The sequence below is a fragment of the Bacteroides sp. QWL-09 genome, from assembly GCF_058683585.1.
In genome coordinates this window covers 3,218,779-3,234,175 of record NZ_CM178748.1, presented here as the reverse complement: position 1 = coordinate 3,234,175, position 15,397 = coordinate 3,218,779, and the positions used below count along the sequence as shown (strand labels likewise).

General features: G+C 39.8%; 11 protein-coding genes. 5 read left to right on the top strand and 6 right to left on the bottom strand.

All coding sequences use genetic code 11. The annotated features are described in order from the left end of the window. Nucleotides 1-64 precede the first annotated feature (64 nt). Together AC4PG5_RS13040 and AC4PG5_RS13035 are read left to right on the top strand one after the other, a co-directional pair. Nucleotides 65-253, top strand: coding sequence for a hypothetical protein (locus tag AC4PG5_RS13040; RefSeq protein WP_492029291.1), 189 nt, complete (start codon nt 65-67; stop codon nt 251-253). A gap of 156 nt (nt 254-409) precedes the next feature. Next, nucleotides 410-922 (top strand): ferritin-like domain-containing protein, encoded by a 513-nt coding sequence (locus AC4PG5_RS13035; RefSeq protein ID WP_492029290.1) that lies wholly within the window; start codon nt 410-412, stop codon nt 920-922. 93 nt (nt 923-1,015) lie between these two features. On the opposite strand, the gene AC4PG5_RS13030 is transcribed toward AC4PG5_RS13035, so the two are convergent. Then, nucleotides 1,016-3,985, bottom strand: coding sequence for a PEP/pyruvate-binding domain-containing protein (locus AC4PG5_RS13030; RefSeq protein ID WP_492029289.1), 2,970 nt, complete (start codon nt 3,983-3,985; stop codon nt 1,016-1,018). A gap of 339 nt (nt 3,986-4,324) precedes the next feature. Here AC4PG5_RS13030 and gdhA point away from each other — a divergent pair, with 339 nt between their 5' ends. Beyond that, entirely contained in the window at nt 4,325-5,662 is a 1,338-nt protein-coding gene (gene gdhA / locus AC4PG5_RS13025; RefSeq protein WP_492029288.1) for an NADP-specific glutamate dehydrogenase, read from the top strand. A 195-nt stretch (nt 5,663-5,857) separates the two neighbouring features. Continuing rightward, a complete protein-coding gene (locus tag AC4PG5_RS13020; protein WP_492029287.1) occupies nt 5,858-7,018 on the top strand; it encodes a M24 family metallopeptidase in 1,161 nt (386 codons plus the stop codon). A 115-nt stretch (nt 7,019-7,133) separates the two neighbouring features. On the opposite strand, the gene AC4PG5_RS13015 is transcribed toward AC4PG5_RS13020, so the two are convergent. Next, nucleotides 7,134-8,567: a CCA tRNA nucleotidyltransferase gene (locus AC4PG5_RS13015; protein WP_492029286.1), complete on the bottom strand. Its 1,434-nt coding sequence runs from the start codon at nt 8,565-8,567 to the stop codon at nt 7,134-7,136. 91 nt (nt 8,568-8,658) lie between these two features. Between AC4PG5_RS13015 and AC4PG5_RS13010 the strand changes: the two genes are divergently transcribed. Then, on the top strand, nt 8,659-9,501 hold the full coding sequence (locus tag AC4PG5_RS13010; protein WP_492029285.1) for a hypothetical protein: 843 nt from the start codon (nt 8,659-8,661) through the stop codon (nt 9,499-9,501). A gap of 118 nt (nt 9,502-9,619) precedes the next feature. Here AC4PG5_RS13010 and AC4PG5_RS13005 read toward each other — a convergent pair whose 3' ends face one another. The 4 genes from AC4PG5_RS13005 to AC4PG5_RS12990 form a co-directional block, all read right to left on the bottom strand. After that, nucleotides 9,620-10,513, bottom strand: coding sequence for an ATP-binding protein (locus tag AC4PG5_RS13005; protein WP_492029284.1), 894 nt, complete (start codon nt 10,511-10,513; stop codon nt 9,620-9,622). A gap of 91 nt (nt 10,514-10,604) precedes the next feature. Further along, the gene (locus tag AC4PG5_RS13000; RefSeq protein ID WP_492029283.1) at nt 10,605-11,609 is read right to left on the bottom strand and encodes a haloacid dehalogenase-like hydrolase; all 1,005 of its coding nucleotides are present in this window, start codon (nt 11,607-11,609) and stop codon (nt 10,605-10,607) included. A gap of 73 nt (nt 11,610-11,682) precedes the next feature. Then, the gene (locus AC4PG5_RS12995) at nt 11,683-14,361 is read right to left on the bottom strand and encodes a pyruvate formate lyase family protein (RefSeq protein ID WP_492029282.1); all 2,679 of its coding nucleotides are present in this window, start codon (nt 14,359-14,361) and stop codon (nt 11,683-11,685) included. Further along, a complete protein-coding gene (locus AC4PG5_RS12990) occupies nt 14,358-15,305 on the bottom strand; it encodes a glycyl-radical enzyme activating protein (RefSeq protein WP_492029281.1) in 948 nt (315 codons plus the stop codon). The genes AC4PG5_RS12995 and AC4PG5_RS12990 overlap by 4 nt, the downstream gene beginning before the upstream one ends. Between the last annotated feature and the right edge of the window lie 92 nt (nt 15,306-15,397).

Here is a 15,397-nt window from a genome sequence, read left to right as displayed (position 1 = left end):
AAACAAATGACTGATGGAGATGACCTTTAGGGGTTATCTCCATTGTCTTTTAATCAATATCATTATGGTTGGATTTATAATTTGGATCATCGGTATTGCCTTAACCATTAAGGCTGCCACAGAAATTTGGGCGTTGAATGGCGCTGTTGAGAAAAAGCTCATTGCCATTGTATTAATCATCTTGACCAATTGGATCGGATTGGCGTTATACTATTTTTATGCCAAGGAAAGAATGCCGGAATGGATCAGGTAAAAGCAGGCTTTTGATCACCTTATCTTTTAAAACACATAGAATCTAATTACGATTCAAAATATTGATACAAGACGACCTTAACCCATAAAACAAAACATACTGTTTTATTGTTGTAAGAGGAAGACCTCTAATGCTTAAACACTAAAACATTATATTATGGGAAAAGAAGCGGTAAAGATCTCGTCTGTAGATTCAAAGAAACTCATTGAAATGCTCAACGCCGCACTCTCCGAAGAGTGGTTGGCCTATTACCAATATTGGATTGGTGCACGTTTGATGGAAGGGCCGATGCGAACAGAAGTAGAACAAGAACTTTTGGTGCATGCCGACCAAGAACTCAATCACGCTGTGATGATCGTCAATCGCATTATTCAATTAGGCGGGCAACCGGTGATCAATCCGGCAAATTGGATGAAGCACGCTGAATGTGGCTATGCCGAACCAACCGATCCTTATATTGAAACCATACTTCAACAAAACTTAGAGGGCGAACGCTGTGCCATCGAACGTTATCAGAAAATGGCTGATTTCACCCACGGAAAAGACTATGCGACTTATCAAATGGCTATCACCATCTTAAACGAAGAACTGGAGCATGAACATGATATTGAAGATTTTATAAAAGATCTTAACTTGATGAAGGAAGAATGGAAAAAGATTAGATTATAAAAAGCTTTCCTTCCCTCCTATTTAAAGCCAACTTGTTGCTCTTCACAGTCAACTGCGATGACTATGAAGAGCAACAAGTTTTTTTATATTCAGTTATTCTTGAGGAAGCATGACAACTCCAACCTTCTTCTTACCATCCATCTTGACCATTAATGGCTTTTCGAAATGGACACATTTGAGGAACTCCGTTTCTTCAACAGCCGGTCGGTCATTCAGCACTTCTTGGTTATACCATCCATCTTTTATGTAGGAGTTCACCGTAAAGTATCCCACTCCAAAAGAAGTTAAGTTCTGGAAGAAATGGGTGCCTTGACTCGGATCGACACGATAATTGGTCAACCCGGCTTCAACGATGACCCGTGCTGCGGAAATATGAGGCCATTTCACCGGAATACCCAACCAAGAGTCACTGCTTCCCCAACGTCCGGGTCCTATCAACACGTAGTTTTTCCCTTCATCGAGGAACCGCTGATTCACCTTCTCAATTTCAAGAGCAATCTGCTTGTTATTCGATGCTTGATAACCCTCCGTCTTAACATAGACCACATCGTAGATTTCATCCATGACTCCATGCCCCAAAGAATTAGTCGAACGTAATAGTAGTTCGCTATCAGGTATTCGCATCAAGTCTTCCTCTAAAACCTGAGTACTATCTACAATCGGACGGACCTGCAACAAATAGAAGGTACCGGACTTATCTTGTTCACGACTCAGCGTCGCCGCAAACTCAATTTCCACCGGACGCCTCATCTCTTGGTCACTGTAACTTAAAACGAGTTGTAGAATACGCGCTAACGGAAAGACATCATGCTGCAAGATATTAGCAAAAGTGATGAGTTTACGCCCACCCGGATATAATCCATCACGAATAACTTGATCGTGAATATCATAGGTCGAGGCGATGTAACGTAAAGAGCCTTCTTTCTCAGCCTCTTTTACCGGCAATCGCAACAAGTTAAATCCATCGTCAATCGAAAAGTTCTCACCTATATTTTTCAAATCAAGGGCACAAAATGACGTTTGCGTTTCTTTCAAAGCCAAACGCACCTCGCTTGTTTGTAACACTTTATTGGGATGATAAGGAGAAAATCGCAAACTCATTCCTCCATCTACAATATGTTTTCCTAATCCGAGAGCTAAGTTGACAATACCCTCCTCTGGACGTTCATCACCAATCGGATAATAATTTAATGATCGAGCCACACCGGACATGGATGGGTAGAAATGATCACCGTAAGCCGCTCCAACCACTTCTTGAAGGATGACGGCCATCTTTTCTTGATCGATAACATTAGAGGTCGCTTGCATATACGCCTTACTATCATGAAAATAAACTGAGGCATAAACACCCTTTATGGCGTCGGAAAGCATCCTCAGCATTTCATATTTATCATCTAAATAAGGAATCATATAGGTATTATAGATACCTGCAAATGGCTGGTAATGAGAATCTTCCAATAACGAGGACGAACGAATGGCAATCGGAGACTTAACCACATCAAAAAAAGTAAAGAAATCCTCTACGAGATAATCCGGCAATTTGGCCTTTAAAAAATACTTCAAGATCGTATCATCATCGGCTTCTGACAAAGCAACTTGATAGAGATTATTCGCATCCATAAACTCATCGAACACGTCAGTACACAGAACTACCGTTTTAGGAATGGCCACAGTTGCATTGTCGAAAGCGTTAAATTCAGAATGTCGCTTTACCATGTTATCGATAAATGCCAATCCTCGACCTTTTCCTCCCAACGATCCCTCACCAATACGAGCAAAGTTGGAGTAGCGGTCGAAACGATCGCGCTCAAAAATCGCAACCACCCCTTGATTCTTCATTTTCCGATACTTCACTATCGCCTCAAAAATAATACGACGGTGAGCATCCAAGTCCTGCAAACTATTCCAAGTAATGGGTTTTAAAAACTCGGCCACAGGGAACATGGCTCGGGAATAAAACCAACGCGACACATGGTTACGACTAATATGATAAAGAAAAGATTCTGCCGGAATCGCAAAAATAATGTTTTGAAGTTCCTTTAGATTGCGTACTCGCGCTATCTCTTCACCGGTGTTTGGATTACGAAAAACAAAATCGCCAAATCCAAAATTATCGGAAACGGCCACTCGTAAATCCACATCCATCTTTTTAGAGTTTTTATCAATAAAGCTCGCTCCATACTTCGCGGCGTATTTTACATTCTCACTCTCAGACGATTGGATGATTAAAGGCACAAAAGGATCGTATTTACGAATTTCCGCACAAAGCTTAATGCCGGCCAATTTATCCTTTTCACCTCGTTCTTCTCGAGGAAATCTGACGTCAGTAATTACTCCGAGAATATTATTCTTGTAAGTATTATAAATTTCAAAAGCTTCATTATAGGTACGCGCGAGTACAATTTTAGGTCTGCCGCGCATACGCAACATCCGTTGATGAGCATTTAAAGCCTCTGTGGCAAAGGCCTGACTCTGTTGCAATACAAATTTATAAAGGTTAGGCAAAATAGAAGAATAGAAACGGATACCATCCTCCACTAATAAAATCATTTGTACCCCAACTTCACTAACATCATGCTCCAAATTCATTTTGTCTTCTACTAGTTTTATAATAGAGACCAACAAATCGGTGTTACCTAACCAACAAAAGACATACTCAAACGCACTAAGGTCTTCATTGCTGATTCGTTTGGTAATACCGTAACTAAAAGGAGTCAGTACAACAATTGGAATATGCTCATATTTTTCTTTTATCTGCCGACCAATATCAAATGCATCATTATCGCTCGTACTAGGCATACAAATGACCAAGTCGAAAGGCATGCTTTCTAATTGAGCCAACGCTTCTTCTTCAGTAGAAACCTGAGAAAATCGAGGAGGATAACGTAAAGACAAAGACATGTATTCATTAAAGATTTTCTCATCAATGCGTCCATCATCCTCAAGCATAAAGGCATCATATGGATTGGCAATCAGCAAGACATTAAATACACGCCTTGTCATCAAGTTGGCAAATTGCGTATCCTTAAAATAAAGTTGATCCAATTTAAATTTGCTCAGCATAGTTATATAAAGTTTTAATCAACAGTCATTTCCCTTATTCTATCTTCTAATCTGTCTATACAGACAGAAGGAGTTCTCTCTTTCCGACGACTAAAATACAATTTATTTGTCAAGCGAGCATTATTTCAAAAAAAAACTATTAGATCATCTGCTTTTTTGTTTTTTTTCTCAATTCATCCCCTTCCACAGATACGTCCAGAGGGCTTTTATATCATTTTATCATTATTATAACAAAAAAAACAGTTAAATAGGTTGGCATAATAAAAGTTTTTCTATATTTGCATCGTATTAAACTTACATTTTATCAAAAACAGGAAGAACCTTTAAAAACATAGTATTATGGACATTCAGAAAATTATGGCTTCACTTGAAGCTAAGCACCCCGGAGAATCAGAATATCTTCAAGCCGTAAAAGAAGTATTACTTTCTATTGAAGATATATACAATCAACACCCTGAATTCGAAAAGGCAAAAATCATTGAAAGACTTGTTGAGCCTGATCGTATTTTTACTTTCCGTGTGACTTGGGTTGACGACAAAGGCGAAGTACAAACAAACTTGGGTTACCGTGTACAATTCAATAATGCAATTGGCCCGTACAAAGGTGGCATCCGTTTCCACGCCTCAGTAAATCTTTCAATTCTGAAGTTCTTAGGTTTCGAACAAACATTTAAAAATGCATTAACTACTCTTCCTATGGGTGGTGGTAAAGGAGGATCAGACTTCTCTCCACGTGGTAAGAGCGATGCTGAAATCATGCGTTTCTGCCAAGCATTCATGCTTGAATTATGGCGTCATTTAGGTCCTGATATGGATGTTCCTGCAGGTGACATTGGCGTCGGTGGTCGTGAAGTGGGTTATATGTTCGGGATGTACAAGAAATTAACTCGTGAATTTACCGGAACATTTACAGGCAAAGGCCTCGAATTTGGTGGTTCATTAATTCGTCCTGAAGCTACAGGATTCGGTGGACTTTATTTTGTACATGACATGTTGAAAGCTAAAGGCATTGACATCAAAGATAAGACTGTTGCAATCTCTGGTTTCGGAAACGTCGCTTGGGGAGCTGCATTAAAGGCAACTGAACTTGGAGCAAAAGTCGTTACAATCTCAGGACCTGACGGTTACATCTACGATCCTAATGGCATCAGTGGCGAAAAAATCGACTATATGCTTGAACTTCGTGCTACAGGTAATGATATCGTTGCACCATATGCTGATCAATTCCCTGGTTCTAAATTTGTTGCCAACAAACGTCCTTGGGAAGTTAAAGCTGACATCGCTTTGCCATGTGCTACACAAAACGAGCTTAACGGAGAAGATGCCATGCACTTAATCAATAACAAGACTCTTTGTATTGGTGAAATCTCAAATATGGGATGTACTCCAGAAGCTATCGACTTGTTTATTGAGCATAAGATGATGTATGCTCCAGGTAAAGCTGTTAATGCAGGTGGCGTAGGAACTTCAGGTTTGGAAATGTCACAAAATGCAATGCATTTAAGCTGGACAGAACAAGAAGTTGATCAAAAATTGCATACCATCATGCACGGCATCCATACACAATGTGTGAAATATGGTACTGAAGCAGACGGCTATATCAACTACGTTAAAGGTGCTAACATCGCAGGCTTCATGAAGGTTGCTCATGCAATGATGGCTCAAGGCGTGATTTAAGATAACACAAAAATGATAATCAGTTAAACTTATACCAGCAACTGAAAAAGAAAATTGTTTAGTTGTATTTGTATTTGTGATTTTACGCTACTCATATCCTGTGATAGAATATGGGTAGCGCTCTTTTTATAGATAAAGTTTCATTTTCAACTAAAATGATTGTATTTTTGCCACAAAATCTAAATATACAGACTCATGTTACAACCAGAATTAAAACTTCGCCGCGACAAGATCCGTAGCCTAATGATACAACAAAATATCGATGCCGCGCTTATCACCTGCAATGTAAACCTCATATACACTTACGGTCGCGTTATCAGCGGTTATGTTTATTTACCATTGAACTCCCCCGCCCTTATTTTTGTGAAACGCCCCAATAATATTACCGGAGAATTTGTATTCAGCATTCGCAAACCGAGCGAAATCATCGACATCATCAAAGAACAAGGATTACCCTTGCCAAGCAAGATGATGCTCGAAGGCGACGAACTTCCATACACCGAATACACGCGTTTAGCCGCTTTATTCCCTGATGCAGAGATTATCAACGGTACTCCTCTCATTCGCCAAGCTAGAAGTATTAAAACCCCTATGGAAATAGAGATGTTCCGTCGCTCCGGACGTGCTCATGCTAGGGCGTATGAACAAATACCAACAGTATACCGTCGAGGAATGACTGACTTGGAGCTATCCATTGAGATCGAACGCCTCATGCGTTTGGAAGGTAGCTTAGGTCTTTTCCGGGTATTTGGTCGTAGTATGGAAATTTTCATGGGTAGTGTTTTAGGAGGTGACAATGCAGCCTCTCCATCACCGTACGACTTTGCACTAGGAGGTGAAGGACTCGATTCTGCTCTACCGGGAGGCGTAAACAACACCTTATTAAAAGAGGGCCAGTCGTTCATGGTCGATCTTGGTGGTAATTTCAATGGTTACATGGGCGATATGAGTCGTGTCTTTTCAATTGGGAAATTACCAGATGAAGCTTATGCAGCACATCAAGTCTGCTTGGATATCCAACAACAAATTGCTGAAATAGCCAAGCCGGGTACAATATGCGAAGAGATCTACCAAATCGGATTAGATATGGCTACCAAAGCTGGGTTTGCAGACAAGTTTATGGGTATCGATCAACAAGCCAAATTTATTGGTCATGGCATCGGATTAGAAATAAACGAAGCACCGGTCTTTGCTCCTCGTATGAAACAAGAACTTGAATCAGGCATGGTTTTTGCGTTAGAACCTAAAATTGTGATTCCGGGAGTTGGTCCTGTAGGTGTCGAGAACTCTTGGGTAGTAACAGCAGAAGGGGTGGATAAGCTGACTCTTTGCAATGAAGAAATCATAGCGTTATAAACGCTCAAAATAATCAGCAAAAATCTCTATAAAGATTATCTTATAAAAAGAGCCAAAATTCCTCTAAGAAGAATTCTGGCTCTTTCTATAAAATTAAAGGCGAATTAATCTATCTCTATTTCACCGATTTAAGTCCCATCTTTTCAGCCTTGCTCATCATAAACGCATAAGCCGCTTCATGCTCATTAGGAATCACCCCATCCAGAATAGCGTCTTTAATCGCGCTTTTCAATGACCCGATCTCACGGCAAGGTTGCAAACCAAAAGTCTCCATAATTTCCTCTCCACTTACTGGGGGTTGGAAGTTACGTATGCGATCTTTCTCTTCCAAATCTTTTAATTTCTGTCTTACCAAAAGGAAGTTATCCAAAAAGCGCTTTTTACGCTCCGAATTTTTAGAAGTGATATCCGCCTCGCAAAGGGTCATCAAATCATCAATATCATCTCCAGCTTCAAAAAGCAAACGTCGAACAGCTGAATCAGTCACGATATCATCCGCAATAACAATAGGACGCATATGAAGTCCCACCATCTTTTGAACGTATTTCATCTTCTCGTTCATCGGTAATTTCATTCTCCGGAAAATATCAGGAATCATTTTTTCACCGATATAATTATGATTATGAAATGTCCATCCAGCACGTGGTTCCCAACGCTTAGTGGTTGGCTTGCCAATGTCATGCAACAAAGCCGACCAGCGCAACCATAAGTTGTCCGTCGTCTTACAAATATTATCGAGCACTTCCAGCGTATGATAAAAATTATCTTTATGAGCTCTGCCATTACGCGTTTCAATGCCTTGTAAAGCCATCATTTCCGGAAAGATCAAAGGTAATAGTCCACTACGATCCAAATCAATAAAACCTCTCGAAGGTGTACGCGAAAGCATGATCTTATTCAATTCATCGGCGATACGCTCGCGAGAAATAATCTCAATTCGATCTTTATTGCGGCATAAGGACTCAAACGTCTCATCATCAATATAAAAGTTTAGCTGAGTAGCAAAACGAATGCATCGCATCATACGCAATGGATCGTCGCTGAACGTGATATCGGGATCAAGCGGTGTTTTAATCGTCTTCTCTTTCAGATCGACCAATCCATCAAAAGGATCGACCAATTCTCCAAATCGGCCTTTATTCAGGCACACTGCCAAAGCATTAATCGTAAAGTCACGGCGATTTTGATCATCCTCCAAAGTACCATCTTCTACAATCGGTTTTCGTGAATCACGCTGATAAGATTCCTTACGTGCACCAACAAACTCAACTTCTATCTCTTTATATTTAACTTGTGCCGTTCCAAAATGTTTAAAAACCGACACATGGGCTTGTTTACCTAACCGTCTCCCTAAAGCTTGAGCCATGCCTATCCCACTTCCAACGACTACCACATCGATATCCTTCGATGGGCGTTGCAAGAAAAGGTCACGAACATACCCACCGACCACATAACACTCCACTCCGAGTTCATCGGCAGTTTCACCTATCCAGCTAAAGACAGGATCACTAAAACAAGCTTTCAGTTCCTCTTGGGTTAATTCTATCATTTCAATTCAAAATAAGATTTCAAAGTACAAAGGTACAAAAAAGAGAGATTATTTGTATTTTTGTAACCATGCAATCTAAAAAGACTATATCATGAAGAAAGTTATAACTCTATTAAGCATCGTATTAGTAGCCTTATCCTCTTGTCAAAACAAAGCCGAGAAACAAGCCAGTGAAAAACTATCCATTGCACAAGCAGCTTATGAAAAGGGAAATTATAAGGAAGCTAAGCAACAAATAGACAGTATCAAAATTTTATATCCCAAAGCCTTTGATGCTCGTGAAGCTAGTCAAAAGTTACTTATGGAGGTGGAACTCAAACTACAAGCCGACACTTTAAATAAACTTGATAACCTGATGGCTAGCGAAATAGCAAAATATAATCAAATCAAAAACAACTATCTTTTTGAGAAAGATACAGCTTATCAAAGTATGGGGCAATACATCTGGCCTTCACAAGTGATCGAAAAAAATACACACCGTTCGTTCCTTCGCTTCCAGGTCAACGAACAAGGCATTATGAGCTTTACTTCTATCTATTGCGGAAAAAAGAATATTCATCACAACTCCGTCAAGGTTACCGCATCAGATGGCACTTCAGCTCAAACACCAAGTTCAAAAGATAGCTATGAAACGAGCGATCTAGGAGAGAAGATCGAAAAATCCGATTACCAAAAAGGTGAAGACGGAAAAGTGATTGATTTTCTATATGAGAAACATAATAAAAACATCCGTATTGATTTTTATGGTGATGAGACATATACTACTTCAATGACAGCAAGTGATCGTCAAGCTTTAGTAGAAGTTTATCATTTATCCGAAATCCTCTACTCTATACAGAACATCAAGAAAGCACAAGAGGCTGCCAATCTAAAAATTAATTTCATTTATAAGAAAAAAGAGCACGATTTAAAGGCCAAATCGAGTGAGGAGTAATCTCGAAACAGACCTTAAGGCATAATTGAGATCTAATAACAAAGGCGTTTATTACAGTAAGAACTGTTTTAAACGCCTTCATTACTTTAAAAACATCTATTTAACGGTCTAAACCACATTAAACCCAGGTTTCTTCGACGATTTGCCCTTGAACACCGATCACTACTTTCTTTAAAGGAATCTTTCTCTGAGCTCTTTCAACAGCAACTTTCGCCAAATGAAGTAATCCGCCACAACAAGGCACCTCCATAATGACAACAGTCAACGTATTAATCCCTGCCAGTTCAATCATATCGACCAACTTTGAGACATAAACTTCTTTATCATGATCCAACTTAGGACAAGCAATGGCAAGTGTGCGATTTTTAATGAACCGCCGATGAAAATCGGCATAGGCATAAGCTGTACAATCGGCAGCCAAAACGACATCCGCCTCATGGAAATAACCGGCTTGTGGATTTAGCAAGTGTAATTGTACCGGCCATTGGGCCAACTCAGATTCAAGACAATCGGATACTACCGAAGGTGAAAATTTTAATCCTGTTGCAGCAGGAGCTTTAAATGAACGTGCCATACTTCCCGGACAACCGCAAGGTAAAGGTTGATCAGACGACACTATTGTCTCAGGATTATCAATGATCGGTTTAGGGTGCAGAAAATCGAATTCAAAAGCCACTCCTTTTTCATTTAAATAAGCCAATGCTTGATCAACATATAATCTCTGACCGTGATCGTGCAGATGCCTTAGGTGAGCTACGACCGTTGCTTCTCCTTGTGGTAAAATTCGTTCCATAACCGCCCTCTCATCATAAGGTAAGGCTTCACGTTCTTCAACAGTAATGGCTCCTACCGGGCACTCACCAATACAAGCACCTAAGCCGTCGCAATACAGTTCGCTCACAATGCGAGCTTTCCCATCAATCAATTGAAGTGCACCTTCGTGGCAACCTTCAACACAAGCTCCACAACCATTGCAAAGCGACTCGTCGATACTAATAATATTTCTCTTCATGACTAAACTCGATTAATATTGTGAGTGCAAAGATGCAAAGACTATTTTAAAGAAACTTGTCACATATGTTACATCCAGTTTGGAAAGTCGATTAATTGACTTTCCAAACCGTCTTAAATTCCTTTTTCATATCCACCCTGATCCAATGATTCACCGACAATGAGTCTTGCCAATTCGGAACTGCCGTACCATGATAAGGTTCATAAACATACTCTCTCTCAGCATCATCATGATTTAACATTAAGGCCATGTGAGGATATTTACTGGTAGAAACGAGATGAAACATCCCAAAATCTCCCGTTGTATTACCAAAGGCCAAGACAGGAGTTTTACCAATATGGGAATAAATATTCAAACTCTTCCCATTGCCATCGTTTTTAGGTTGATAGATGCCTTTGCCAATGACAAATGAAGTTTCAGACTTACTTGATTGATAATCAGCAACCAAAATTTGTCGCGTACCAATCAAATGTTCCCGATCCAGACCTATAGTCTGCGGACAAATACTCCAAATCACTCCTTCCATCGAACCTGAAACAATATAAACCGTAAAGCCATTAGCCTTTAAGCAATAAAGCAGTTCCAACATGGGTTGATAAAATAAATCCCCGTACGAACGATGGTAATTGGGTGCAGGTGTTGAAGTTAGATATCCTCTGGCATAGGAAATGTATTTCTCGTGATCGACTCCGTCAAAAGCTTTTAAAATTATCGAATCTAAATAATTGACTCCGTTAACGACCCAATGATTGAGGACAGTCGTATCTGAAGGATTCTCCGATAATCTCTTGGCATATTGGTACTCCATTTTCTCGATGAGAGAAGAATCTTGTTCCAACTGATCAACCATTCCTTGGACAGCCACAGCCATCTCAAACCAAAGCGGGGTTTCGCAAGCAATGGTTCCATCCATGTCGAACACCGCTATTCGATCAGACTGAGGGATCACAGTTTTAGCTGTCTCTATATAATCCAACAACTTTTGTTTTACACTAGTATCATTCCATGAAGGAAGGGGATCTTTCTTTACACATGAGGTGATCACCATCAGACAAAAAAACAAATACCCGATTCTTTTCAATAAACGTTTATTCATATTTTATATTCATTAAATAATTGATTTTAAACAACTAATATCGAATTAAAACTCATAAAATCCAAACAAATTTCTATTTATTCTCCATCTCTACCGGCCTTTTGATATAATTTTGCATGTGATCTAAAGGCAGTGTAATAAATGGCGTCTGCCATCCCCCTATACGTACGTTGACTCCAGCATAGCGTGATAAGAGAGCGGAAGACTTATCCTCTGGTAGATCGGCCGCCTTAACTGCGGTTTCGTAAATCTCTTGATATAAATCTTGCGTACCAATAGCCAAAGTCATCATTCCACCTTGTTTAGAAATGAATCGACGCACCACTTCACGTACCACCTCTAGATTAGCTTGTTGTTCATCCAAACATAAATCCGTAATAACTCCAGCTGCAAAGCGTCTCAAATTGAATTGTGACAATGAGTCTAGAGTTCCCACAATGCCATCATAAACCGTACCGGGCACAGGAGAGAAGTTAGGTGCTATAGGTGTACCATTTAAACGATTGGCAGATGCTGCAATTCCCCGACCTTGCCAATTATATTGTTCGAAGGTTCCCAATCCGGCTGTGATTTTCATTTTAATATCGAAAGTCATCCCCAAAGGCAAACCATAATAGCCAGCTAACGCACGAAGTGAGGCAATATGCCTCCAATCTTTCTCAGAAGCAACATCTTGGAATAACATTTTCCCAAACTGAGTAGAATGCTCCACACAGCGATGAAACAAATCTAAGATCTCGCTAGTAAGTCGATCGGCCTGTAAATCGTGATTCCCAAACTTAGGTGAATTGGTATCAAAATCCACACGAATATTAAGGAATCTCAATTGTTTCTCCTCAGATAGCCCAACACTTCCTACTCCAAAATTCTCCCGAATAGCCTCTTTAACTTCATCCAAAGTATATTTCTTTTTCGCATAAACCCATAAATGAATAGCGGCTAGAAGATTTACCATATCTGGCACAGAACCTAATACGACTCCACCAATATTATGATAGGCTCCTCCGGATGCTTTGTCGGCTCCCTTATCCATACAACCGTCCAAATAAGCCGAAAATAAAGGCGAAGGTGCTGCATTCTCATCAATCATGTAATACATGAATAACGACATGACCGTCTGATCAACAAAAAACTGTAAATGCGTTTCTAAGTTCTTCATCAATTCATTAAAACTCTTTGGCACAGGAGTAGTAGGAGAGACCTTGGCTCCACGTAAGAGTTCTTCATTTTTTTGCAATGAAGCTCCTTGATTGATAGCCGACTCCACAGCTTGCATTCCGACCAGCATTCCAAATGTCCAATCCGATTTACAATTTAAGATAGGCTCCCAACATCCATCCACACAATAGTCATTAGCCAACATCATCATTTTTTTCTCTATAATAGGCGTGTTCGGTTCTCCTTGCATCATAGCCTGATACATTGCAGGAATCATGACTTCATCATTGAGTATAGAAGGATTATTTTTAGTCCGCATTAATGATCTGGAAACTTGATCAATCAACTCTTTCGGGCTCTCTCTATGCAATCTAACATAAATGCCTGGTGCCGGTAAATTCACGTTTTCTATAGCTTGCAAAATGAGAAATGTACACTCATTCGTTGCATCCGACCCATCAGGCTTCTTTCCACCAACAATAATATTCTGAAGGAAATTGTTCACACCAGCCTTCTGGTCAATATAATATGGGTGAGTTCCTAAAACTGTTGCATAATCAACATGATCTTGTTCCACCAAATATTTAGAACTCAGATTTAATCTTCCGGCGCATTTCAAAATAAAACATTCAAAAATCTCCAAAGCCTTGTTTTTATCGGTCTCCTGCAACAAATAAGGATTAAGAACTTGATCCAAACGCCCTAACGAAATAAAATTCATAGACGCATGCAAAGCAACATGAAAAAAACAAATGCTTTGCATCGCTTCATGAAATGTTTTAGCCGGATAAGCCGGAACACGATGAGCAATAGCAGCTAGTTCCCTAAGTTCCTTGGCCCGGTTAGGATGCCTAAAAGCCTCTTCAAGTGCTAATTTTTCAAAACGCCTCGCATAGTCGATCACAGCCTTACAAGCTAACTTCACCGACCAGTAAAAATCAAATTTCTTTTTATTTTTAATTAATTGTCCTTCTTGTCTTCTCAAAATCATCAAAGCCTCATCCAATTCTTCATCGGTTGTTTGCGTTTGTCGCTTCAAAGCTTCATATCTTCTGACAAGCTTCTTCAACTCTTTCTTCTGTAACGTGATAATCGGAGCCAATTCATCAAGCTTAGCACAGCAGCTATTAATCTTAACCAATAGCCCATCACGTAACAACTCCTCATAATTCATCGTATTATGTCCAAATAAAGAGGCAGCATTTCTATTAGTAATTGATCCCGCACGTAATTCATCATCTGTCAGATAACGTGGAAACATCTTTCCTAATCCATTTGATCCCATCGGCATACGACCTAATAATAAATCCCCTTCATCAATATCAGCAGTATGCGTAGAAGAACTATACGATTGATCGGTCATAGCAATTAACATCCGGTCAATAGCAATAGCTCGCCTCACAATCACCGAACATTTCTCCAAAGGATTCCACAACGGATATTTCTCATCAGATTCCCTATCCATAACAACATCACGAAACATCTCACGCGTAAACCATTCCCCAGAACGATCACCCAATGCTCTATCAATCAATCCATCATAAAGTTTCTTCACTCTGGGACTCATGCTTTGATTAAATTCAATTGTTTTCATATCAGATTATAATTTGAAGATTTAAAAAAGGTTGTCATTTTTCTCTCACAGGCTTCAATTTGTTGTAAAGATGGTATGCCCATTACTCTAGACATGCCACTCTGAATATAATGATGATCGAAGTCTCTGTTCCAAGGACCTAAGCTAACTTGATCCAAATGATAAGATCGTAACAGATCGGTCAATAATTGTAAAATCTCATCGCGATCAAAAAATCCTGGGACCATGGGAATACGAGGTAAAATATCAGCTTGATAAAGCGTTAGCATATCAAGTACCTGCCGCAGTCGTTCTATATGTAAGCGATCCTTTTTACCCGTCGTAATTCGAACACCAAACAACCAAAGATCAACCAAAGGCAAAACCGATTTATAAACTTCTGGACGCAATAAGCCAGAAGTCTCAACTGCCGTATGAAAACCATGAGCCTTACATAGCGTCAGCAATTCTCGTGCGGCCTCCAACTGTGTCAACGGTTCTCCTCCCGACAACGTCACCCCTCCACTTGCACCAGTCAAGCGAATATAAGGTTCTATTTGAGAAAAAAGACTGTGTACAGGAAGTTCGGTGGTCGGTAAATGCAGAGCACTTCCCTTTACTCCTTCTATACTGTTAGGACAGACCTCAATACAGCGTCCACACCGAATACATTTCGATCGGTCGATAAGATGCTTTCCGTTAGCAAATATATGAACATTTTGCGTACAAGCCTCCGCACAACGCTGGCAGCCAACACAGACATTCTCATTAAACAGCAAAGGTGAGATTATCGGCTGAGAATGGGGCGAGTGGCACCAGTCGCAATGCAAATTGCAACCTTGAAAATAAATGACGACCCGCGCTCCGGGTCCATCGTGTTTTGAAAATTCAGCAACATCAAATATTCTAACCGTATGAGAAGTGTTGTTAAGGCCATTCCCCAAAGAAGTCATTTTTATCCTCATAGTATATTATTTAAATCACCAGCAGAGCACTCTCTGATCAGTTATACTTATTTATAAGAACAAAAATTTTAATTAAAAGTTTGATCATCTTC